Consider the following 23,395-nt stretch of genomic DNA (forward strand, 5'->3'; position numbering starts at 1 on the left):
GGGACCAAATATCGGTAGAACAATAAACGACCCCTGATTTTTTAAGTCCCATCGGGACGCAATATTGCTAAGGCTACTGGTATGTTCCTCTCTTTTTATCCGAACAGTAGTGATCTTTAATAATGGAGGACGCAATTTGCGGCCTCCATTTTACCCCAAAGGGTGATACTTATCCGGCTCGGATTGCAGCCCTTCCAGGTAATGAATCATAATAAGCTTAGTTCAATCAATAATATCGCATAAGCTAAAATATTTTCCCGTACCCAAGTTCAGGCTTTCAATGGTTTATCCGGAAAAAGCAAATTTGTGACCCGGGGCTCCATCTCTTCGACACGAGATTAGGACATCTTTAACTTCTACTTCAACTTCCTTGTTCGAATGCTCGATATTGGATATTCCCCAGCTGGCGCGCGTTTCCGAACGCGTGCCTGGTATCAGCGCGTTTGAAACGCGCAATTCTTTAGCACGCGTCACAGACGCGCGCTAGAATTGGGGAACTTGACCAGGATCCCGATTTCACTTCGTTCATAGGGATCAATTCGACTGGCAATTTTTTCTTCACTACGTTCGAAAAAATTGAGTCTCATTGATTAAGGTTTTCTGAATGGCGCCGGTAAGTTCAGGACTTACGTCAACCTGCGTTGCATAGTGTTTCCAGTTCTGCACAGTTTTGTTTATCTGGTTTACAATATTTTCAGCTTTCTTAATATTCATCTTTTTGGCGACAGACAAAAAATCATCACGGGTGATGTCTTTTCTTTTACCATTTACACTAAGTGATTGCTGGCTCACCCATGTGCTTCCGGGGCGGTATGAATGGCAAACATCAAAAGCAGGCGAAAGTTTCCATACTCCGGTTTTATCCATTACAAAAGCAAAATTCTTTGTATGGTCGTCGCAATTGCGTGAAATTACGTTAAACACCATACGCCTGAACAACTGCTCTGCCTGAGGATAAGGCAAACCAAGTATACGCATGGTTTCAAACATTTGCTCGTAGCTGTAAGAGTTTACATCATTGAAATCGTAGTGCTGCATAGCGCAAAAACTCTGCAGGTGTATTTTGCCTTTGCCCGGTTCACGGTCGAATCTGCGGGTCATAAAGTGCGCTCTTCCGTTTTCTTCAAGAAGCCGGCATTCTGTCATTTCAATTTCTGCATCTTGTGCCATCAGGTGGTAAGCCATTTCTACACGGCCATAACCGTGAGTTGCCCCAAACTGGGTATCGGTAACGCCATCAAATTTTATAAGCCAATGGGTGAAGCCTTTGGGAGCCTCGGCTTGTCCGCTGCGTACTTCTTTTGTTACCGGGTTAAAGGCAATGACTGCTTTTGCCCTGGCTCCTCCGGCAGAGGTGCCAATTTTTAAGATAGCAAGCAGGGCTTTTTCTTCGTCAGCAGAAAGATTGGTTGAGAAACTTTTACGACCTGTAAGAATATCATTGGCTATTTGCACAAGGTCGTTGATTTCAATTTTTGTGGCTGTGTTTGTCCCTTTGGGTTCCGGTGGTTCAAATTCCAGTGCTCCCATACCTCGTTTGCCAATAAAACAAAGCGTTTCAACAGGATTCATGCTGCCTGACGGACGCCCATTACGCGACAACCATGCATCAATAAGAGCATTACCATATTTATCGGGTAATACATCGGCAATCAAACCCGGCAACCCTTTAAATGCAGGATCGTTTTTTAATTCTGAAAAAGAAAATATGCGTCCTTTTGCCTCAGGTAAGGGCATTTTTAATGGAGCTAGATCCCAATTATTTTTAAGAAAAGAAGATTCAAATTCAAAAGAACCCACCCCTATGGCATCATCCCAGGCAATGGCACCAACGCGATTATTCCATATTTTTACAAATGCCGTTGCAATCATTACCAGTCTGATTTAGGGGTTGATTTCTTTTCATCTGAGCCGGTGCGTCGTGCCCTGATTCTCTTAGAGTGCTCGAGCCTGGCTAATTGAAGAGGGCTGATTTGCTGCTTAACCTGAAACTCCTGTAACAGGTGCAAGAGTTTTAAGACACGCAAAAGCTGAATAAAGGTCATCAGATTACTATTCACCCCGTTTTCAAATAAACTCAGTGTAGCCCGGTTGATGCCGGCTTCCGCCGCTAATTGTGCCTGGGTTTTGTTTTGTTCAAGGCGATGGTGCTTAATGAAAGAACCTATAGTTTTCATTAAAGCCGAGTCGCTCATAGCAGACCATTGTTTGTTGGTTATTTCCGTCATTAATAGCCTTTTTTATTGTTAATGTTAGTTTTACCCAACAAATGTACATTTTATTAATCAAATAGCAAAAGTTTCTTTAATCTTTTTATTTCACCCTCTTTTTGCTTCAAGACACAGGTTGATAGTAAAGCATTACAAGAGCGTACCACCTTATAACCCTGGTGGATGGGTTTATTTGACTAATTTTAAAAACAGTGTTGCACTTACGGGGTTAATAATATTTTGATGTGCTGGAGATTGATCTGATCTGAAAATACAGATTTTATTCATAGATGCAGACTTTTTCAGCATAGTTCTCTTCTTCTTTCTTTGTCTGCCCCACAAAGAAAGAAACAAAGAACCGAGCGCAGCGAGCTCGCGAATACATAAATTTAAAATTTTATACATGAGCAAAAGTCACCGCTGCATAAAAATCACTAAAAATTGAGCACGAAGGCTAAAATTTATGAACTCCCCCGATTAAAATCGGGGTTAAACACCATAAATTTTTTAACGCCTTCGTGCTCATTTTTTTTCACGTGATTTTTATGAGGCGGTGTCCTTTTAAAGGCCTTAGGGTTTGCAGGCGGGGCAGGGAATTAATTTGAGAATTTGAAAATTAGTTGATTAATCGATTTGATGAAATGACTTTCATGCATGCGTCACAGTTACTCGCCAAATGAGCATAGAAAGCAAAAAAGGATCGGCCTTGGACTTCGCAGGCGGGGTATCCACTGGGCGAAGATTCCGTGATAAGCCAGGTGCAGAAGTGAGCGTAGCGAACGTTTCACCTGGCTTAGGAATCGAGCCTTAAGTGGGTCGCCAAGAAGTCCAGCCTTGATCTTTCTTTTGGTACTTTTCTTTGTATTAAGACAAAGAAAAGTACATAAATAAAAAAATAACTGACAATTACCACGAGTGCACATCAAAATATTATTTAACCAATTTCTCGCACCAGCGGTGCGAGTTTTGAATTCTCTTTATATTCAAGGTAAAATTTTCGCATCCGCCATATATTCTCTGTAGAAAAACTGAGGTGGTCCGAGAAATTAGAACAGGGAATTTGACAAAGATTAAAAAAGCGTTCCAGCTAATGATCCTTGCCATGTTTAAAATCCTATCTGGCGTCTGTTTTTAAAATCATCCACCTCCTTCTTTGCCTGCTCAAGCTGCTTGATGTACCGTTCGAGGTGGTCGCAAATTGCGACCACCTCCTGCTTTTCCTGCCCGGTAAGCCGGAACATAAAATCTTCAGGGAAGCGTTTGGTATTGCGTTTTACCTGCTCATTAAGCCTTTTGGTAGTTACCCCATAAAGTTCTGCCAGATCACTGTCGATCATCACCTTTACTCCTCTTACAACCAGGATTTTACTCATGATCACCTCCTCGGGAACCATCAGAGAATTCTTTTCACTCATAGATGTAGATTTTTCATTGGAAAATGTACTAATTTTAAAATTGGAGGACGCAATTTGCGACCTCCATTTTTACACCATAGGGTGTTACTTGTCCGGCTCGGACTGTAGCCCTTCCAGGTAATGAATCATAATAAGCTTTGTTCAATCAATGATATCGTATAAGCTGGATATCTGTTTCCATACCCGGATTCAGGCTTTCAATGGTTTATCCGGAAAAAGCAAATTTGTGACCCGGGGCTCCATCTCTTCGACACGAGATTAGGACATCTTTAACTTCTACTTCAACTTCCTTGTTCGAATACTCGATATTGGATATTCCCCAGCTGGCGCGCGTTTCCGAACGCGTGCCTGGTATCAGCGCGTTTGAAAAGCGCAATTCTTTAGCACGCGTCACAGAGGCGCGCTAGCCTTGGGGCAGAAAAATGATTGGGCGATTGTCAATTAGGCGATGTTCGATTTTCGATATTAAATCGAAAAATCGTTGAATCGTCTAAATATCAGGTCGCCAAATCGTTCCATCGACAACTGACAATCGCCTAATCAGTAATATTAGCGATCATTTGCTCCTTAATGATATTCGTATTATCTTTGCAGCCGTAAGATCTTTGACAATCGTTTGTTCTATCGCTCCGATACATATCGGGGAGGAAAGTCCGGACAACACAGAGCGCCATACTTCCTAACGGGAAGGCTCCTGTTTACAGGGGCAGACAGTGCCACAGAAAATAACATCCTGCTAAACAGCTTGTTTACCCGGTTAAGGTGAAAACGCGAGGTAAGAGCTCACGGCCTGCTATGGTGACATAGCGGGAGGGTAAACCTTATGGGTTGCAAAGCCAAATATATCCCGGACGGGGTCGATCGTATCGTCCCCGACAGAGTTGCTCGTTCTGATCATGGCGAAAACCATATACCGGGAGGGGTAGGCTGCAAGAACACGGCAGTGATGCCGCGTCCAGATAAATGATAGAGCCCGGCTCACAGACTTGTCGGTTTTTTTACAGAAAACTTACAGTCTGTAAACCGGGTAACAGAATCCGGCTTACTAAGCGGTTGTCATCATAAGAAGAGGCTGTCTCAAAAGCAATTTTCAAACACTTTTGGGACAGCCTCTTTCTCTTTACCAAAATATCTCCTGCTTCTCTTCGTTTATATAATCAATTAGTATGAACCCCAGAGCAAACTCTGGACTCAAATTCCGCAGCGAACTGCGGGGAATTTAACCAAACCACCTCACCCCCTACACGGGTGAGGTCAATTAAATACTGCCTGTTGAAAAGTATACTTTACCCTCGTTTCACACTGAAAAAATAACTGCTACTTTAGCCGGCGTACACGTAAACATCATGAAACAATTTCTTTCGGCCGTCATCCTGGTTATGGCTTCCTTAATCACTGCCCACAGTCAGCAAACTGTCCGCTATGATGATCCGGAAGCCAGCTATTATCTTGGCCTTGAATTATTCAATAAGGAAAAATACAGTGCTGCAAAGGAGATATTTTCGCATATAGTTACAACCATCAACGACAATAATTCGGGCATCAGGGTCTCTTCGGAGTATTATGAAGCCCTGTGCGCCTATGAGCTTTCAAATAATGATGCAAAATACCTTCTTGAACAGTTTATCATGAACCATCCGGAAAGCTCCGGAGTACAACATGCGTATTTTCAGCTTGGTAAAATATATTACAGGGATAAAGATTACCGTGATGCACTTGCTTTTTTCAAAAAAACCGATATCAGGCAACTGACCAATAAAGAGGTGGCTGAATATTACTTCCGCAAGGGATACAGCCACATGAAAGAAAAACAGTATAAAGAGGCCAGGGAAGCCTTTTTCGAAATCATTGACACTGAATCGGAATATACAAACCAGGCAACCTTTTACTATTCTCATATAGCTTACATGGAAAATGATCTTGAAACAGCTGTCACAGGTTTTAATAAGATCAAAGATGACCCGGAATACAGCGACATCATCCCCTATTATCTGATGGATATTTATTATTTACAGGGTAACTATGATGAAGTCATCGGCTTATCCGGTGCCTTGCTGGCCGATGAGAACAATAAGCGGAACTCCGAAATTTCCAGGATTGTGGCTGAATCCTATTTCAAAATAGGAAAATATTCTGAGGCCCTGCCTTGGTTTGAAGCATATTTTGCTGAAGAAAAGGGCAAGACCACACGACAGGATTATTTTCAGATCGGATACTGCTATTATCAGACATCCGGTTATGACAAGGCTGCCGAAGCATTGCAGAAAGTTACTGGTCCGGCAGATTCCCTCTCACAGAGTGCTTTTTATCATCTTGGAAGTTGTTACATCAATAAAGACCAAAAAAAGTTTGCCCAGAGTGCCTTCCTTTCAGCCTATAAACTTGGGTTCGATAACGAAATTAAAGAAAATGCGCTGTTTAATTATGCCAAACTATCGTATGAGTTAACCTACGACCCATATAATGAAGCCATAAAAGCTCTGAGGCAATATATTGCTGATTATCCTGATTCAAAAAGAACCGATGAAGCCTATTCCTATCTTGTCGATCTGTTCATTTCCACAAAAAATTACCGTGAAGCCCTGGAAACTATTGACAAGATAAAAACCAAGGATAACAAGATGCTGGCTGCCTATCAAAAGATAACCTACTACAGGGGCATTGAAATTTTCAATGACAGGGATTATTTTGAGGCCATTAAAATGTTCAGGAAATCACTCGATAATAACTACGACAAGATCATTACAGCCCTTGATAATTATTGGATAGGTGAATCCTATTACCGTCTTTCATCCTTTGAATTCGCCCAGGAATATTACAAAAAATTCCAGGCATTACCGGCTGCTTCGCAAACTGATGTTTTTAAGCGAAATGCCTATGATATGGGGTATAGTTTATATATGCAAAAGAAATACGGGGAAGCGGTCACTTATTTTCAGAAATACATAAACCAGTCGTCAGCTGAACCGGCACTCATAACAGATGCTTGTCTTAGAATAGGTGACAGCCATTTTATCGACAAGAAGTATGATGATGCTATCGCATTTTATGATAAAGCTATCCAGAGGGGAGGTACCGGTTCAGATTATGCCATGTACCAGAAAGCCCTGGCTGTGGGCGGAAAAGGCGACTTTGCCCGGAAAGCCTCGCTGTTGCTGGATTTCCTCCGAAGATTTGAAAAATCCGTGTACGCCGAAGATGCCATATATGAACTGGCGACCACATCACTCATACTTAATAAAGATGATCAGGCACTGACCTATTTTAAGCTGATCACCGACAAATACCCCTCAAGCCGGCATGTTAAAAAATCACTCCTCAAGCTAGGGCTCATCTATTTTAACCGTGACAATAATGATCTAGCCATCAGCTCACTTAAAAAGGTCATACAGGACTATCCCGGGTCAGTCGAATCAAAAGAAGCACTTGAAAGCCTGAGAGATATTTACACTGACATGAACCGTGTGGATGAATATTTTGCATTTGCCTCACAGTTTCCTTTTGCAGACCTGTCGGTATCGCAGCAGGACTCGCTGACATATATTGCAAATGAAAACCTGTATATGAACGGTGATTGTGAAAAAGCATCGGCAGGATTCAGCGAATACCTTAAAAAGTACCTTGGAGGGGTCTTTACTACTAATGCCAGCTATTACGCGGCAGAGTGCGCTTTAAAAGCCAATGATCCTGAGAAAGCACTTCAGGGCTATGAATTTGTCATCAGCCAGCCATCATCGGGTTTTACTGAGAACGCCCTGGCCAAGGCAGCAGCCATATTATTCGGCTTACACAGAAACCAGGAAGCACTGGATGATTATACAAATCTGGAGTCAGTAGCTTCACGGGAATCCACAGCCATTGTTGCCCGCACAGGCCAGATGAGATGCAATTTCCTGCTCGGCAATTATGAGGCGGCAATGCACTCTGCTGATAACCTGATCACCAGGGAAAATGCCGGAAATGAACTGACGGTTGAAGCCTATTTCATCAGGGCCAAATCTGCTCTCGAACTTAATGATAAAAGCGGTGCATTGGAAGCATTTAAAAAAACCTGCGCCATGAGCCAGAATGAGATGGCCGCAGAATCACAATATTATATAGCATTTATCCTTTATGAAAATGAAGATTATCAGGAGTCGGAAAAACAGACTTTCCTTCTGGTCAACAAATATCCTTCCTATGATTATTGGGTGGCTAAAGGATTCATCCTCCTCGCGGATATTTATGTAAAGCTCAACAATGTTTTTCAGGCTAAACAAACACTCCAGAGCATTCTCGACAATTATGAAGGGGAGGATATCAAGGCTATTGCACGGGAAAAACTTGATAGTCTTAATAATATGGAAATCACTCCTGCCGAAGATGTGGATAATAAAAATGAATGACACGATGATTCAATTCTTGTATCGACATATTAGTATTTCGCTGATGAAAGTGGTGAAGCTGGCAATTGGAAAAAAGTGGTGCTGTTATTTCATTATCGGGATGGTATGTGAAGGCGTGATCATTATTCCTGCATATACACAGGTGATGCCGTACAATGAGGAGATCACTGTCATTGCACCATACGTACCTGTCATATCAGAGGCCTCCAAGATCACGGCTATCCCAAAGATACCCGATTCTGAGATTGTCAAACCTGAGCTGAGCTATTCCATTGATTCATACCCGGTTCTGTCAAAATTCCGGTCGCAGCTCATAACGCCTGTCACGGCCAGGGCTGAGCCACAGCCGGTTTTACTCAGAAACTTAATAAAGGCCGGTTTCGGGAATTATATGACACCCTATATAGAATTCTTTGCCGGATCACTGGGTTCAAAGACCTATAGCCTGGGTCTTCATGTGAAACATATCTCGTCCGGCGAAATGAAAGGATATCCCAACAGCAGCCGGAGTGATAACAGCATCGGATTGTCAGCAGAACGCTACCTGAAAAATCATACCTTGTCGGGAGATGTATCCTTCGACCGGAAAGTGGTTCACCATTATGGCTATGACCAATCCATGACTGAAATGTATGATGTCTCGGAAAAGATATTGCGACAGGTTTTTTTATCCTTTGGCGCAGATCTCAATCTTTTCAGTAATTATTCTGATCAGAAGAAATTGAATCATAGCCTGAACCTCAGCTATAATTATCTCGCAGACCATTATGAAAGCCTCGAACATCAGATATTTTTTAAAGCTTCTCTGGATAAGAATATCAGGCTGATTGAAAATTTCGATAAACAAAGGTTCGGACTCGCTGCCAGCCTGGATTTTTACAATAATAAGGATAGTCTGGTAAATGCCCAATCAGGCCTGCTGACATTCCAGCCATTCATTGAGGGAGCCTTTAATGAATACAGCTTTTATGTCGGAATGAAGGCATCTGTTGAACTTGATTCCACTGTTAAAGTCTATCTTTATCCGCTGGCTGAGGTCAACATACATATCATCAATAATATTCTTATGGCATATATTGGAATAAGCGGCGAGGTAAAAAGGAACAGTTTCTCCTCCCTGAGCAGGGAGAATCCCTTTATCATTTCAGTCATACCCCTGGATTACACCCGCAACAGGTTCAAATTATATGGCGGCATCAATACACATATAGGGAAAAATATTGATGTGAACGCATCCCTTTCAAGCTCAATCATCAGCTCAATGCCGTTCTTTGTCACTGACACGAGCACACAAAGGAATAAAGATCTTCAGAACCAATTCACTGTGGTTTATAACGACGTGAAGGAGATTAAGGGCAAAATAAATTTCCTGTATCAGGCGACTGACAGGTTCACATTATTGCTCACAGGTAATTTCTATCAATACTTTATGGATGATGAAGTCAAAGCCTGGCATACACCGCCTTATGATGTATCACTGACAGGGAAATATACCATCCGGGATAAATTCTTGATCTACAGTGGCATCAGGGCATATGGCCGTGCATATGCAAGGACATTTGAAGCGAATGAGGTGGTGGCAAAAAAACTGAATGGATTCGTTGATGTTAGCCTCGGGATGGAATACCGGTATTCAAAAAAACTGGCAGGTTTTATCGATCTTAACAATATAACCAATATCAGGTACTCATTCTGGAATAACTATCCCGGACAGAATCTCAACTTTATAATCGGAGCGTCGTATTCGTTCTAAACTCACGCTTTTAAGCGACGTTAATTTCTCCTTTGAAATTGTTGATAAAATCCTTGATTTTACTAGTGTTTTATACAATTTTTTCAAGAAAATATTGTTACATTTGCATATCTATAATAATAAAGCTAAGTGATTGATTATGACTGACGAAGAAAAGGTTATCCAGGCGAGGGAAAACTACACTGCCGATAATATTCAGGTACTGGAGGGTTTAGAAGCTGTGCGCAAGCGTCCGGCTATGTTCATCGGCGATGTCAGTTTCAGGGGTTTACATCATCTGGTTCACGAAGTTATCGATAATTCCATCGATGAGGCACTCGCCGGATATTGTGATAAAATTGATGTGATCATTCATGAAGATAATTCTGTCACGGTCATTGATAACGGCAGAGGCATTCCTATCGATCTCCATGAAAAGGAGCAGCGTTCGGCTCTTGAAGTTGTCATGACCGTCCTGCATGCAGGCGGTAAATTCGACAAAGGCTCCTATAAAGTATCGGGTGGGTTGCACGGCGTGGGTGTGTCATGTGTTAACGGATTGTCATCATGGCTCAGGGTAATGGTGCATCGTGACGGAAAGATATACCAGCAGGAGTATAATTTCGGTAAACCTTTGTACCCCGTTAAAGTAGTTGGCGAAACCAAATTGACCGGTACGACAGTTACCTTCAAATCCGATGACAGCATATTTACGGAAACCGTATACAGCTATGATATCATTTCCTCACGCCTCAGGGAACTTGCTTTCCTGAACAAAGGTATTTCCTTGTCCATAAGGGATGACCGTGAAAATGATGATGAAGGCAACCACCCCTCTGATACCTTTTATTCGGAAACGGGCCTACGCGATTTTATCGAATATCTCGATGCCACACGCGAGAAACTGACCACCGAACCTATTGCACTGGAAGGCGAAAAAGGCGGCATACCCATTGATATCGTTATGCAGTACAACACCTCCTTTACCGAAAACGTTCATGCCTATGTAAATAATATCAACACACATGAAGGAGGGACTCATCTGGCAGGTTTCAGAAGGGCACTCACAAGAACGCTGAAGAATTATGCAGAAAAGACAGGAATGCTGTCGAAGTTGAAATTCGATATCAATGGTGACGATTTCCGCGAAGGATTGACAGCCATCATATCTGTCAAGGTCCAGGAACCGCAGTTCGAAGGGCAGACAAAAACCAAGCTGGGAAATTCAGAAGTCCTGGGATATGTTGACCAGCTTGTCAGCGAACAGTTATCTTACTATCTCGAAGAGCATCCCAAGGATGCCAGGATCATTGTCAATAAAGTCATCCTCGCTGCCACGGCGCGTCATGCAGCCAGAAAAGCCAGGGAACTGGTGCAGCGGAAGAATGTGCTGACAGGGTCTTCGTTACCCGGGAAGCTGGCCGACTGCTCGGAGAGAGATCCTTCTTTATGTGAAATATACCTCGTCGAGGGCGATTCCGCAGGCGGCACAGCTAAACAGGGCCGTGACCGTAAGTTTCAGGCTATTTTGCCTTTACGGGGTAAAATCCTCAACGTTGAAAAAGCCATGCAGCATAAAATCTTCGACAGCGAGGAGATAAAAAATATTTTCACCGCCCTCGGCGTTTCCATCGGTACAGAAGAAGACAGCAAAGCCCTGAACCTGGATAAACTCCGTTACCATAAAATCATCATCATGACCGATGCGGATGTCGACGGAAGCCACATTGCCACCCTCATCCTGACCTTCTTCTTCCGTTATATGAAGGAACTCATTGAAAACGGATATGTCTATATTGCCACACCGCCCCTGTATCTTATAAAAAAAGGCAAGGACGAAAAATACTGCTGGTCGGAAGAAGAACGCGAAAACCTGGTTAAGGAATTTTCAGCCAAAGGCAGTGAAAGCAACATTCATATCCAGCGTTACAAAGGCCTCGGCGAAATGAATGCAGAACAACTCTGGATGACTACTATGAATCCCGAATTCAGGACCTTGCGCCAGGTGACCATCGAGAATGGAACAGAAGCCGACAGAATATTTTCGATGCTTATGGGCGATGAAGTACCACCACGGAGGGATTTCATCGAAAGAAATGCCAAATACGCCAACATCGACGTGTAGACGTGCGTCAGCCTCCGATTGCCCTGTTCAGAAAGGTATTTAATGGATGCATAGCCTTCAGGACAACCAGCGCATTATTAAAGTACGACTTATCCTGCACCTGTCCATCAGCGATATTGTGAACTATCGTATAACTGCGGTATTTTAACAGATCAATATCCTTGAAATCAGCCGGAAATTCCTTTGGTGGCTTTTTCATTTTATCAAAATCATCCAGTTTACCAAAATATTTCATGAAGTCATCCGCCTCAAGTATGGATTTAAACTCTTCGATATTATAATATATTTCCTGGCGGACAGCTTTCTGCACCTCAGGCTGGGGCATATATATACCACCTGCCAGCATCGATTGTCCGCTTTCAAGATGAATATAATATCCCGGGTAGATACCCTTTCTTCCACCCCTTGCTATAAAAGCACCGAAGTTGGTTTTATAGGGCGTTTTATCATTCGAAAAACGGATATCACGAAAGATCCTGAAAAGACAATCTTTCGCAGTCAGAAGGCCTATGCTGTTGTCAAACTTGTATATCTCCGGGATCAATACATTGATAAAGCTTTCAAAATCTTTCCTTGCCCGTTCAAAAACAGGTTTATTCTCCAGAAACCACTCCCTCTTATTGTTCATGGAGAGTGCTTTCAAAAAATCAAGTATCATTTTACCATCCATAGCTATTTTGTTTTATATCACACCTGCAAATTTATAAATAAGGTCATAAAAAACACAATTCGAAGGGTCACAAAAACAGTTGATCAGGATTAATTATTTGACAGGATGTTCATGAAAAAATGTAATCCATGTGGTACAATAAATTGTCCTTTACAGGAATGGTCTTGCGTCATCTTGCTATGGCTGCTGTAATGATGCTGATATCAATTGCGGAGCTGACAGCTTCGGATGGATATTCAGGTGCCGGTGCGCGTTCCGCAGCCCTTGGTAACACCACGGTTTGCATAAATGATGTCTGGTCTATATGGAACAATCCGGCCATGATGGTAGAAATTGACTATATGACTGCAGGGCTTTTTTTTGAAAATCGTTTTATGATGAAGGAACTGGGATACAGATGCGGAGCCTTGCTGGTGCCAGCCGGTCAGGGTGCTATTGGCACATGCATATCCAACTTCGGATACAGCGCATTTTCAGAATGGAATATTGGCGTGTCCTATGCCCGAAAATTCGGGCCATCATTTTCAACAGGCGTTAAACTGGTGTACTGTTCGGTGATACAGGGTGAAGACTACGGCAATCGACAGGCGGTCACCTTTGGATTGGGGCTTAAAACAGTGATAGATAAAAAAACCACCGTCGCCGTCCACATTTATAATCCGCTTTCGATAAAAATATTTCCTGGAGCTGCACCGGAGATAGCCACGCTGTTCAGCCTGGGATTGGCCTACCGGCCATTGAACAGGATGGTGATGGTGCTTCAGGCCGATATGGATATGAGCACCAGGGCAGCCATAAAAGGGGGAATAGAATTCAGGCCGGTAGAAAATTTCTTCCTCCGCGCGGGTATCTGTTCAAGTCCACGAGCCGCCACATTGGGTGTGGGAATCCAATGGAAAAAGCTCTCCATCGACCTCACCACCATCATCCACCAGCAACTTGGCATATATCCGCAGGCTTCCCTTCAATACAGGATCAGATGATCAGCACAGGATAATCGAAAAGAATGATGATACGCATGAAAAAGAAAAAAAATCGGGCTCAGGTTATCCTCACTTACCTTTTCCTTTGCTATTCCTGTTCAGCCCTGTGGTCGCAGGAAACAGATACATCCGGACTTCTCTCCCCGGAAAATCTGCAATTGTATCTGGAGCAAATGGCTGAAACATCACAAAACAGTGAGGATTATGTTGACCTGCAGTTGGCAGTTCCCGCCCGAAATCTCAATCTGTCCGATATAAACCAAGCAGATCCGGATCTCCTGAAGAGGGTATATGGTTTCAGCGAACAGCAGGTACAAAATCTGCAGGACTATCAGAGCAGGTATGGACCATTACTCACGATCTATGAACTTCAGTTGATCGAGGCATTCACTTCATCCGTTATCAAAAACATCAGTCAATACATTTCATCTTCCAGCCAGTTGCCACGAAAAAATATCCGGTTTGCAGAATTATTGCGTTCCGGAAGACAGGACATACTGGTGCGCTATGGCCAGACACTTGAAAAACAAAAAGGATATATCTCCGCAGATTTGAAGGATGGGCAACCGGTAACTGGACGCAGCTATTTAGGCCATCCGGCATATTTTTATATCCGTGGCCAATATAATTCCTATGACAGGATCCGCTTTGGGATCACGGCTGAAAAGGATCCCGGCGAGGAATTTTTTTCCGGAACCCAAAGAAATGGCTTTGATTTTTATTCTTCCTATCTCATGTTCACCGATTTCGGCATGATTAATTCCCTTATCATTGGTGATTATCAGCTTGATTTTGGACAGGGCCTGACCCTCTCGACAGGTTCACATTTCAGGAACTGGATTGGCATGACCCAGGGGATCAGATCGGCTAAATGTATCTCGCGCCATTCCGGAACAGATGAATTCAACTTCCTTAGAGGAATAGCCACTACCATAAATACCGGCAAATTCGGATTTACGGCATTCTATTCCTCAAGAAAGAAAGATGCGACGACAGCAACATATAATCCGGCAAATGAGAAAGTTACTTCCGTAAGCTCTTTTTATTCCTCCGGATTACACAGGACAATAAATGAATATTCCAAAAAAGGGGCTTTGACGGAAAGAATCTTCGGGGGACATCTCACTTTTAAGCACCAGTTCATGGAAACGGGATTAACCATTTTTAAAAGCCACTATAGTGCAAGCTTCATTAGCCGGGATGTGGCCTATGATCTATTTGGTTTTACAGGAACAGACAATCTTAATGCAGGCGTTGATATGCGCATGATAGTAAGGAATGTAAGCCTGTTCGGTGAATTTTCAATGAGTTCCAACATGGCAAAAGCTTTTGTGGCAGGTATCAAAAGCAATATCTTCCCTGATATGTGTTGTTTAATCTTGTACAGGAATTATCAAAAAAACTACCAGAATCTATATTGTAAGGCATTTGGAGAGAATTCCGAAAACAGGAATGAAAAAGGCCTGTTCATGGGCATCAACACCAACCTGAGCAGGAAAGTCACCATTCAGGCATATGCCGATTATTTCAGTTTTCCATGGCTCAAATATCAGGTCAGCGCGCCTTCAAAAGGCTGTGAGTATTTTTTGCAATGTAATTATTCGCCTACATCAAAAGCTATGATATACTTACTATACAGGATGAAGGTCAAACAATCTGACAAGCAACAAACCACCTCTGTCGTTGATCAAACCGGTGAGATGGACAGAAAGAATATACGACTGCATTTATCGTATAGCATTCTGAAAATAATTCAGCTGGAAAACAACTTTGATTATCTCAGAAATTCAAGTCCAGATGGACGGAAATCAAATGGTTATGTCATTTCACAGGATATATCGGTCAGGCCGGAACAGGGATTATGGTCGGTTATAGTCAGATATGCGCTGTTTGATACGGAGTCATATGATGACAGGATTTACAGTTATGAGCATGACGTGTTGTATTCGTTTTCTGTGCCGGCCTATTATGACAAAGGTACCCGGATTAACATCCTGGGTACCTTTCATCTGAATAAACAGGTTGAATTATGGGTAAGGCTGGCCCGGACGGTTTATGCGAATAAGACATCCGTTGGTTCAGACCTGAATACGATAAGCGGTAATACAAAGACCGACATTAAATTACAGCTCCGGTGGCACCTCTGAGTGCACGTGCATTACTTTTTATCGTCTTCGATCTTTTGCAGATTCTCCATACCTTCCACCTTCATGGACTTGGAGAGCTTTGAAATAGAGCTCATATCAATATCACCGGTGATACTGAGCACAACTGTTTCATCAGCTTCTCTTCCGATCATTAATAGTTCCGTGATTTTGGGTCCATCCTTTTTGATGTAGAATTTCGTACTTTCCCCACCCTCATTTACCTCCATGAGGACAGTGTACAAGCTCATCGGAAAAGTCTTCATAATCTCATCATAAAAGTTAAATGAATCTCCCTTGCCTTGAGGTTCATAGGTGAGGATTTTAAGCCCTTCCAATTTCCCGACCACTGACTGGAAATCTTTGAAATCCTTGTCCTGGCCTGATGTTTCAATATCCTGGAACATAAGGAACATGTCTTTGGGAATCAGAACTGACGTGAATCCTTCTTTTCCGACATACTTCTCGTATAATGCGTCCATCGGTGACTTCTGTGCTGAACTTATCAGTGGCATACACAGCAGGGCAATCCATGTTAATTTTAATACGTTTAGTTTCATTGTTGTTGATTTTAAGATTATATTAATTATTTTGACTATTATCGGTTATTTTTGAGATTTTGGCCATTTCTTTCAGGCCTTTATTGATATTGTCCAATTTTGCGATATCCTGCCTTCCAGATTCCATTTTTGACAACGATGCGACATTATCCACTCCTTCTTCAAATTTTGACAAGCCCTTCATTTTACCGGTTCCGGTATTTAACTTACTTGAAACCAGCAGAAGGGCTTTAACGGTTTCTTTGTAGGCTTTTTCCGGGTCGCTGAAAGTATCACCGACCTTTGAAGAGAACAAGTGCATGACCGGATTTTTATCGGCAGGAAGGAATACGGTGAACAGGAGAATTATGCAGGCAGCCACGGCAGTAATATAATACCAATTGATGCTTCTGCGATTAGTCTTCCTGAGAATAGGTTTCTCTTCTGTGAGCCTGCTGAGCAGTTTTTCATCAAAATCAGTATCCTGGATTTTATCCCTGGCTGATTCGCTATGATATCTGAAGAGAGGCGAATAAATACTGAGATTGGCCGGGATATCATGGCCTGAAAAAAAGTCACGGAGTTCCCTTTCTTCAGCCAGTGATGTTGCGCCATCAAAGTATTTATTTAACAATGACTCAATTCTTTCGTAATTCATATCTATTTATATTTATCAGGGCATCTCTGACCTTTTTCCTTGCCCTGGACAAATTGACTCGTATCACATTCAGATTCACATCCATGATGGATGCAATTTCATCAAATTCATAGCCTTCAATATCCCTCATATGAATGATCATCTGTTGCTGGGCGGGCAGGGTGGCAATGATCTGATGAATGATGGTCATGGTATCGCGCATCTCCACCACGCTATGAGGGGTGGTAAAGCCGACAGCTGATTGGACTTCAACCAGGTCAACATTCTTTCTGCCAGCTGATTTTAAGATATCCAGACACAGATTTTTTGTAATAGACATCGCGAATGCTTCAATACTGTTATAATTATCAAGGTCGTCCTTCCGGGTCCATAACCTGATGATTGCTTCCTGCACCATATCTTCCGCTTCAGCCCGGTCATTCAAAAGCCGCTGCGCCAAACGGAACAGCTTATTTTTTAAGGGAAGAACCTTTATTTTGAATTCATCGATGGTCATACAGCTTCAAGACGATATATGCTGATAAAAATTACACTTAAATTTAAAAATAATTCCGGCGTAACAGACCATGACCAGCCTTAAAGAAGGAAAGACCTGACACAACAATTTAAATGGTGATTTGGAAAAACCGAACTTTTAATTATTTTTGTCTGAACATAGCTTGACACAATGATCAATGATCAATAATCAATGATCAATAGAGATTTGTAGCCTAAATTATAATTATTAATTATTCATTAAATCAATGCGTTTATGTTAAAAGATCATCCAAAAGGACTTCTTGTTGCTTTTTTCGCCAACATGGGTGAAAGGTTTGGTTTTTATACCATGATAGCCATTTTCATTTTATTCCTGCAGGCAAAATATGGATTTTCGGCTGGTAAGGCCAGCCAGATTTATGGTGGCTTCATGTTTTTCGTTTATTTTCTTCCATTACTGGGGGGGATCATTGCCGACAAGGTTCTGGGTTATGGTAAAACTATCAGCGTTGGACTGGTGGTCATGTTTCTGGGTTATTTCCTTCTGGCCATGCCCACCACCATGGGCTCGGGATTAGGTGCTGTTTTTGCAGCCCTCGCCATCATTGCTCTGGGGACCGGATTGTTCAAGGGAAATCTCCAGGCTCTGGTCGGCAGCCTGTATGATGATCCTAAATACAGTTCCAAAAGAGATCTGGCTTTCAATATTTTTTACATGGGCATAAACATCGGCGCCATGTTTGCACCCACAGCAGCTGAAAGAGTAAGCAACTTTATCCTGAACAAATCCAATTTCTTTTATGATGCCAGGATTCCTGCACTTGCCAATTCCTTATTAAAAGGTCATGAGATAGATGTGAATAACTACCTGTCCGTCGCCCAGTTACAGGATCCGTCAATAACTATCGACTCATTGCGGATTTTCTCCGAAAACTATATCAACGCTTTAAGTAAATCGTACCATTATGGTTTTGGTGTGGCATGCATCAGTCTAATCATCTCTATGTTGATCTTCTGGGGATTCAGAAAATATTATAAACATGCTGATTTTTCGGAAAAACAGAAGGCTGCACGGGCCGACATGAAAGACCAGGTTGTCAGGCTGACACCACAACAGACCAGAGACAGACTGATTGCACTGGGACTTGTATTTTTCGTGGTCATCTTCTTCTGGATGGCATTCCATCAGAACGGCCTTACACTTACATTTTTTGCCAGAGACTATACACAACCCACTGTCGGTAAGGGGATGAACCTATGGTTCGACCTGTTCGGATTACTCCCCATATTTATTTCGGTCGTCGGGCTTTATTTCCTCATCAGGAAAAAAAGCATATCGCGGGACCGTATCCTTGGTGCCATCGCCTTTGTCGGTTTTGGGGTAATAGCATATCTGAGATATCACGGATACCAGGATGTAAATCCTTTTACACCACAAAAGTTCCAACACTTCAATCCATTTTTTATTGTAGCACTAACACCCATCATTATCGGCATATTTGGTTACATGAACCGGAAAGGCATAGAGCCGCCAGCCCCAAAGAAGATCGGCATAGGCATGCTGATTACAGCTTTGGGATTTATTATCATGGTCATTGGATCTATCAGTCTTATCGGGTACAGTCCAAAGGAACTTGCCGGATTAGTTGCCCCTACTGACCATCTGGTGTCGCCCTATTGGCTGATAACGACTTATTTTACTTTAACTGTCGCAGAGCTGTTCCTCAGCCCCATGGGCATATCATTCGTGTCGCGTGTCGCTCCGCCGCAGTATAAAGGATTAATGCAGGGCGGATGGTTTGCTGCCACGGCGTTAGGTAACTACCTGTTAAGTGTCATTGGAGCTTTATGGAGCCGCATTCCACTTTGGGCTCTGTGGCTTGTACTGGTCATTTGTTGCCTGCTGTCAGCCATATTCATTTTCTCGGTTATGAAAAGGCTTCTCAAAGCTACCCAATCCTGATGCCATTCCCCTGGGGCCATAACCGGCGGTTCAATTCCTATACCGAATATTTCCGCAGGAAATTTGGCCAGCGGATACAAAAAGTTACCATTGATGCCGGTTTTACCTGCCCCAACCGCGATGGGACACTTGGAACAGGAGGATGCTCCTATTGCTATAATGATTCCTTCAATCCCTCTTATTGCAGGCCCGACAAGACAGTTACGCTGCAAATAGCCGAAGGCATTGAATTCCATGCCCGGCGGTACCGGCGGGCAAATAAATTCCTGGCCTATTTCCAGCCTTATTCTAATACGTATGCGCCACTGGAGAAGCTAAAAAAAATCTATGAAGAGGCATTGCATTACCCCGGTGTTACAGGGCTTGTCATAGGTACCCGGCCCGACTGTATTGATGATGACATACTGGACTACTTATACGAATTGAGCCAGAATCATTACATAATTATTGAATATGGTATCGAATCGTGTTATAATAACACACTTGTAAGTATTAACCGTGGTCATACCTTTGAACAGTCGGCAGCGGCAATAAGGAAAACTGCATTAAAAGGGATTCATACAGGAGCACACCTGATCTTCGGACTTCCCGGTGAATCGCGGGAAGAGATGCTTGCCGAAGCAGCAATGGTATCATCCCTGCCTCTGACAACCATTAAATTTCACCAGCTGATTATCGTAAAAAACACACCTATGGCTGAAGAATATCAGAGGCATCCTGAAAAATTCAATCCCTTTAGCCTGGAAGAATACCTGGATTTTATCGTGGATTTTCTTGAGAGGCTAAATCCATCTATTGTCGTGGAGCGTTTTGCTGCCGAGGTACCACCGCGGTACATTGCCGGCCCACACTGGGGGCTTATACGGTATGACCAGGTTGCAGGGGCTATGGAAAAACGGCTCGAAGAAAGAGATACCTGGCAGGGGAAAGTGTTTAATGGTTTTGCACAACCTCATCCCCTGGCCCCTTCTCCTTGAGGAGAAGGGGTTTGGGGTTGAGGTGGATATACAATTAAGGATGTGAGGGATAACATCTCAGCCAGATGTTACTCATTTGGCACCCTCATTATTATCATCAGAAGCTGCAACCTTTGGATACCTTCGAACTTCTTTTAATGCTTTGGAAATGATCCATTCCATTTGCCCGTTGGTACTGCGGAACTCATCGGCCGACCATTTCTCAATGGCTTTTAATAATTCAGGATCCAGTCTGAGTACAAAGGCTTTTTTCTTGGACATCTTCTATTGATGTAATGTGCCGGTATTGATGACAGGGCTGACTTCATGTTCGGAGCAGAGCACGACCATCAGGTTGCTGACCATCGCGGCCTTCTGGTCTTGGTCAAGATCTATCAGTTTTTTCGTTGAGAGTTGTTCCAGAGCCATCTCAACCATACTTACCGCTCCTTCCACGATTTTTGTCCGCGCAGCAATTATGGCTGTGGCCTGCTGCCGTCTTAACATGGCGCTGGCAATCTCGGCAGAATAGGCCAGATAACTGATCCTGGACTCCATCACATCAATACCCGCAATGGATAACCTTTCGGTCAATTCTTCCTCGAGAACCTTGTTCACATCTTCGCCGCCCGAACGCAGCGTGATCTCTGTCATCTGGTCATCAAAGTTATCGTAAGGATAATGACCGGCCAATTTCCTGATAGCCGCCTCACTTTGTATATCAACAAAATGAGAGTAATCATCCACGGCAAAGGCTGCCTTAAACGTATTATCCACACGCCATACCAGCACAATACCGATCATGATCGGATTACCGATCTTGTCATTGACCTTGATAGGATCGCTGTTGAGGTTGCGCGCCCTTAAAGAGATCTTTTTCTTGACGAAAAACGGATTGACCCAGAAAAAGCCATTCTTTTTCACTGTTCCCACGTACTTCCCGAAAAGAACAAGCACAGATGATTCGTTTGGATTGATTACCATAAAGCCACCCAAACAAAATAAACCTAATACCAGGATAGCAACGAGCCATACCAGCTTAAAAAGAATTATACCAACCACAGGAGCGATAATCAATACCAGAGTGAAAATAAGGCCAGTGTAGCCTGACATAGGCGAATAAAGTTTTTCCTTACCTGTAATAGTTTCCATTTGTTTAATGATTTAATTTAATACTTTTTTGATATTATTTTGATACTGCAATAATACAACAATTAAAATCAAAATGCAAGAATTTTTTTCACACGCATAAAATTTTATATTTGATGGTCTCGCTTTAAACTCCAGAGGTATTTGGCATCCATGATCCTCCTATGGCAGAAAGGATAGCCGATTATTACGTGGTGGTATGTCCCTTAAAGAAAACCTTCTCATGAAAAGGTCATTTTCGAAATTTATGATTTTCGTGAGCTGGAAAATATCCTTTAATGAAAGGGCTCTTTTTTCAGGTAAACCGGCCGATGATGGATTGTCCTCCCCTGACTCTCTGTCGTGTGCTGACACACAGTTTTGTATTCAGTGGCAGGAACAGGTCGACGCGGGAACCAAACTTAATGATGCCGATTTCTTCACCCTGGCTCACCTCTTTATCCAACCGTGTATAATATACGATCCTACGCGCAACACCGCCCGCTATCTGGCAAACCATGACCTCCTTACCCAATTTATTTTCCAGTACAAACGTATTCCTTTCATTATTGAGTGAAGATTTTGGATTCCAGGCGAAAAGGTATTTCCCAGGATAGTATTTTAGATACTTGACTTTACCTGATACCGGATACCAGTTAACATGCACGTTGAAGACGGACATAAAGACGGACACTTTAAGACGTTTATCCTTAAAATATTCATTTTCTTCCACTTCTTTGATGGATACGACAATACCGTCGGCAGGGCTGATGATCAGCTGATCATCAGGAACAACTTCACGGACAGGATCCCTGAAGAACCGAACAACTGCGATGAAAAATAGTAAAGCGGCGGCGTATAGGATATAATGTACCAAAGTCTGTTGAGGAAAGAGCACTTCAATGACAGCTAAAACGATAATAAGCAAGGCTAGAACGGTAAGTATGATCTTATATCCTTCCTTATGAATTGCCATCATTAAATTATCTGTAAAACGTACAGCAAATATATAAATGAAATCGGAATCGCAATGAGTACACCATCAAAACGGTCAAGAATTCCTCCGTGGCCGGGTAAGATATGACCGGAATCTTTGAGTGAGAGACTGCGTTTTAGCATGGATTCCACAAGGTCGCCAAGTGTTCCGAATATGATGATTATCAATGCATATATTTGCCATTGTACAGGCGATAGGATGTGATAAAAATGTGATAGAACCCAGGCTGTAATCAAACTAAAAATCATTCCCCCGATGCTGCCTTCCCATGTTTTTTTTGGAGAAATGCGTTCAAATAAGCGGTGACGGCCCAGTGCCATGCCTGAAAGATATGCCCCAGTATCATTAATCCAGAGAATGGCAAAAAATCCCAAAACAATTTCATAGTGAAATGCTCCTGTGATCAACACAGGATTAAAGAAGAAATTGAAGAGGGAAAATGGTAATGCAATATAAAAAATACCCAGAATAGTATAGCCTATGTTTGTGAATGGTGCGGTAGATTTCCTGTAGAGTTCGTAAATGCAGATGACCGATAACACAGGCAAATTGATAAGGAGTAGCCGTGTATCTGCGACCATATTGGCTACCAGTGCACACGTCACATACATCAGGATGCCTCCTGCCAATCCTAAAATTTTATTCACTTTTACCTGGTCAGAGCTGATAATCCTGTAAAACTCCAGTAGCCCGAGGATAGTGATAACCAGAAAAAGCAAGGCGAAGATGTATGGTTTCCAGATGATGGATCCAACGACAACAATGACGAAGATTATCCCTGTAATGGTTCTGATTAAAAAATTACTCACTTTCGGTTTTACTGATATATTGTTTGGCCATAAATGCGTCTTCAACGCTGACATATAGTTCGTATTCACCGAACAGGTAGGCTGAATCCTTCTTATTCACGATAACACTGGATATCCCTTCATCGTTGAGGATGCTTTTCTTGATCTCAACCTGCCACAGGTGATTGGAACTGAAAATTTTAATCCAGCCAGGGTCCATAAATT

The 23,395-nt window shown here is 42.6% G+C and carries 19 protein-coding genes and 1 other RNA gene; 8 read left to right on the top strand and 12 right to left on the bottom strand.

The genetic code is table 11. The annotated features are described in order from the left end of the window. Positions 1 to 561: 561 nt before the first annotated feature. From NT175_13665 to NT175_13675, 3 genes are all read right to left on the bottom strand, one after another. On the bottom strand, positions 562 to 1,872 hold the full coding sequence (locus NT175_13665; protein ID MCX6235745.1) for a type II toxin-antitoxin system HipA family toxin: 1,311 nt from the start codon (positions 1,870 to 1,872) through the stop codon (positions 562 to 564). Further along, entirely contained in the window at positions 1,872 to 2,228 is a 357-nt protein-coding gene (locus tag NT175_13670) for a helix-turn-helix transcriptional regulator (protein MCX6235746.1), read from the bottom strand. The genes NT175_13665 and NT175_13670 overlap by 1 nt, the downstream gene beginning before the upstream one ends. A 1,088-nt stretch (positions 2,229 to 3,316) precedes the next feature. After that, a complete protein-coding gene (locus NT175_13675; protein ID MCX6235747.1) occupies positions 3,317 to 3,625 on the bottom strand; it encodes an ORF6N domain-containing protein in 309 nt (102 codons plus the stop codon). 608 nt (positions 3,626 to 4,233) lie between these two features. Between NT175_13675 and rnpB the strand changes: the two genes are divergently transcribed. The 4 genes from rnpB (at position 4,234) to gyrB (ending at position 11,867) form a co-directional block, all read left to right on the top strand. Then, positions 4,234 to 4,686, top strand: an RNA gene (rnpB, locus tag NT175_13680) — RNase P RNA component class A. A 285-nt stretch (positions 4,687 to 4,971) separates the two neighbouring features. Beyond that, positions 4,972 to 8,010: a tetratricopeptide repeat protein gene (locus NT175_13685; protein ID MCX6235748.1), complete on the top strand. Its 3,039-nt coding sequence runs from the start codon at positions 4,972 to 4,974 to the stop codon at positions 8,008 to 8,010. Between the two features lie 4 nt (positions 8,011 to 8,014). Further along, entirely contained in the window at positions 8,015 to 9,763 is a 1,749-nt protein-coding gene (locus NT175_13690) for a hypothetical protein (protein ID MCX6235749.1), read from the top strand. Between the two features lie 139 nt (positions 9,764 to 9,902). Next, the gene (gene gyrB, locus NT175_13695; GenBank protein ID MCX6235750.1) at positions 9,903 to 11,867 is read left to right on the top strand and encodes a DNA topoisomerase (ATP-hydrolyzing) subunit B; all 1,965 of its coding nucleotides are present in this window, start codon (positions 9,903 to 9,905) and stop codon (positions 11,865 to 11,867) included. A gap of 7 nt (positions 11,868 to 11,874) precedes the next feature. Here gyrB and NT175_13700 read toward each other — a convergent pair whose 3' ends face one another. Then, positions 11,875 to 12,537, bottom strand: a complete 663-nt coding sequence (locus NT175_13700) for a DUF2461 domain-containing protein (GenBank protein MCX6235751.1) — start codon at positions 12,535 to 12,537, stop codon at positions 11,875 to 11,877. Between the two features lie 128 nt (positions 12,538 to 12,665). On the opposite strand from NT175_13700, the gene NT175_13705 reads away from it, so the two are divergent. Both NT175_13705 and NT175_13710 read left to right on the top strand, forming a co-directional pair. Next, positions 12,666 to 13,520, top strand: a complete 855-nt coding sequence (locus tag NT175_13705; protein MCX6235752.1) for a hypothetical protein — start codon at positions 12,666 to 12,668, stop codon at positions 13,518 to 13,520. A 35-nt stretch (positions 13,521 to 13,555) separates the two neighbouring features. Then, complete coding sequence (locus NT175_13710; protein ID MCX6235753.1) at positions 13,556 to 15,667, top strand: helix-hairpin-helix domain-containing protein; 2,112 nt, start codon at positions 13,556 to 13,558, stop codon at positions 15,665 to 15,667. A gap of 11 nt (positions 15,668 to 15,678) precedes the next feature. Here the strand turns inward: NT175_13710 and NT175_13715 are convergent, their stop codons facing one another. Genes NT175_13715 through NT175_13725 form a run of 3 tightly spaced genes read right to left on the bottom strand, consistent with a single transcriptional unit; the run spans position 15,679 to position 17,357 of the window. Beyond that, entirely contained in the window at positions 15,679 to 16,224 is a 546-nt protein-coding gene (locus NT175_13715) for a DUF4252 domain-containing protein (GenBank protein ID MCX6235754.1), read from the bottom strand. A gap of 22 nt (positions 16,225 to 16,246) precedes the next feature. Continuing rightward, positions 16,247 to 16,861 carry a hypothetical protein gene (locus NT175_13720; GenBank protein ID MCX6235755.1) on the bottom strand — a complete coding sequence of 205 codons (615 nt, stop codon included), beginning with the start codon at positions 16,859 to 16,861 and terminating at the stop codon, positions 16,247 to 16,249. Then, on the bottom strand, positions 16,842 to 17,357 hold the full coding sequence (locus NT175_13725; GenBank protein ID MCX6235756.1) for an RNA polymerase sigma factor: 516 nt from the start codon (positions 17,355 to 17,357) through the stop codon (positions 16,842 to 16,844). The genes NT175_13720 and NT175_13725 overlap by 20 nt, the downstream gene beginning before the upstream one ends. Before the next feature lie 255 nt (positions 17,358 to 17,612). Here NT175_13725 and NT175_13730 point away from each other — a divergent pair, with 255 nt between their 5' ends. After that, a complete protein-coding gene (locus NT175_13730; GenBank protein ID MCX6235757.1) occupies positions 17,613 to 19,301 on the top strand; it encodes a peptide MFS transporter in 1,689 nt (562 codons plus the stop codon). Continuing rightward, the gene (locus NT175_13735; GenBank protein MCX6235758.1) at positions 19,301 to 20,278 is read left to right on the top strand and encodes a TIGR01212 family radical SAM protein; all 978 of its coding nucleotides are present in this window, start codon (positions 19,301 to 19,303) and stop codon (positions 20,276 to 20,278) included. Before NT175_13730 ends, NT175_13735 begins: the two co-directional genes overlap by 1 nt. A 72-nt stretch (positions 20,279 to 20,350) precedes the next feature. Here NT175_13735 and NT175_13740 read toward each other — a convergent pair whose 3' ends face one another. From NT175_13740 to NT175_13760, 5 genes are all read right to left on the bottom strand, one after another. Beyond that, positions 20,351 to 20,539, bottom strand: a complete 189-nt coding sequence (locus NT175_13740; protein ID MCX6235759.1) for an Arc family DNA binding domain-containing protein — start codon at positions 20,537 to 20,539, stop codon at positions 20,351 to 20,353. A 3-nt stretch (positions 20,540 to 20,542) separates the two neighbouring features. Continuing rightward, positions 20,543 to 21,409 carry an SPFH domain-containing protein gene (locus tag NT175_13745; protein MCX6235760.1) on the bottom strand — a complete coding sequence of 289 codons (867 nt, stop codon included), beginning with the start codon at positions 21,407 to 21,409 and terminating at the stop codon, positions 20,543 to 20,545. Between the two features lie 292 nt (positions 21,410 to 21,701). Continuing rightward, positions 21,702 to 22,361 carry a phosphatidylserine decarboxylase family protein gene (locus NT175_13750; GenBank protein ID MCX6235761.1) on the bottom strand — a complete coding sequence of 220 codons (660 nt, stop codon included), beginning with the start codon at positions 22,359 to 22,361 and terminating at the stop codon, positions 21,702 to 21,704. 2 nt (positions 22,362 to 22,363) lie between these two features. Next, positions 22,364 to 23,191, bottom strand: a complete 828-nt coding sequence (locus NT175_13755; GenBank protein ID MCX6235762.1) for a phosphatidate cytidylyltransferase — start codon at positions 23,189 to 23,191, stop codon at positions 22,364 to 22,366. Continuing rightward, positions 23,184 to 23,390 (bottom strand): DUF2007 domain-containing protein, encoded by a 207-nt coding sequence (locus NT175_13760; protein ID MCX6235763.1) that lies wholly within the window; start codon positions 23,388 to 23,390, stop codon positions 23,184 to 23,186. Before NT175_13760 ends, NT175_13755 begins: the two co-directional genes overlap by 8 nt. Positions 23,391 to 23,395: the final 5 nt, after the last annotated feature.

This window comes from Bacteroidota bacterium, from assembly GCA_026391695.1.
In the GTDB taxonomy this organism is placed as follows: Bacteria; Bacteroidota; Bacteroidia; order Bacteroidales; family JAGONC01; genus JAPLDP01.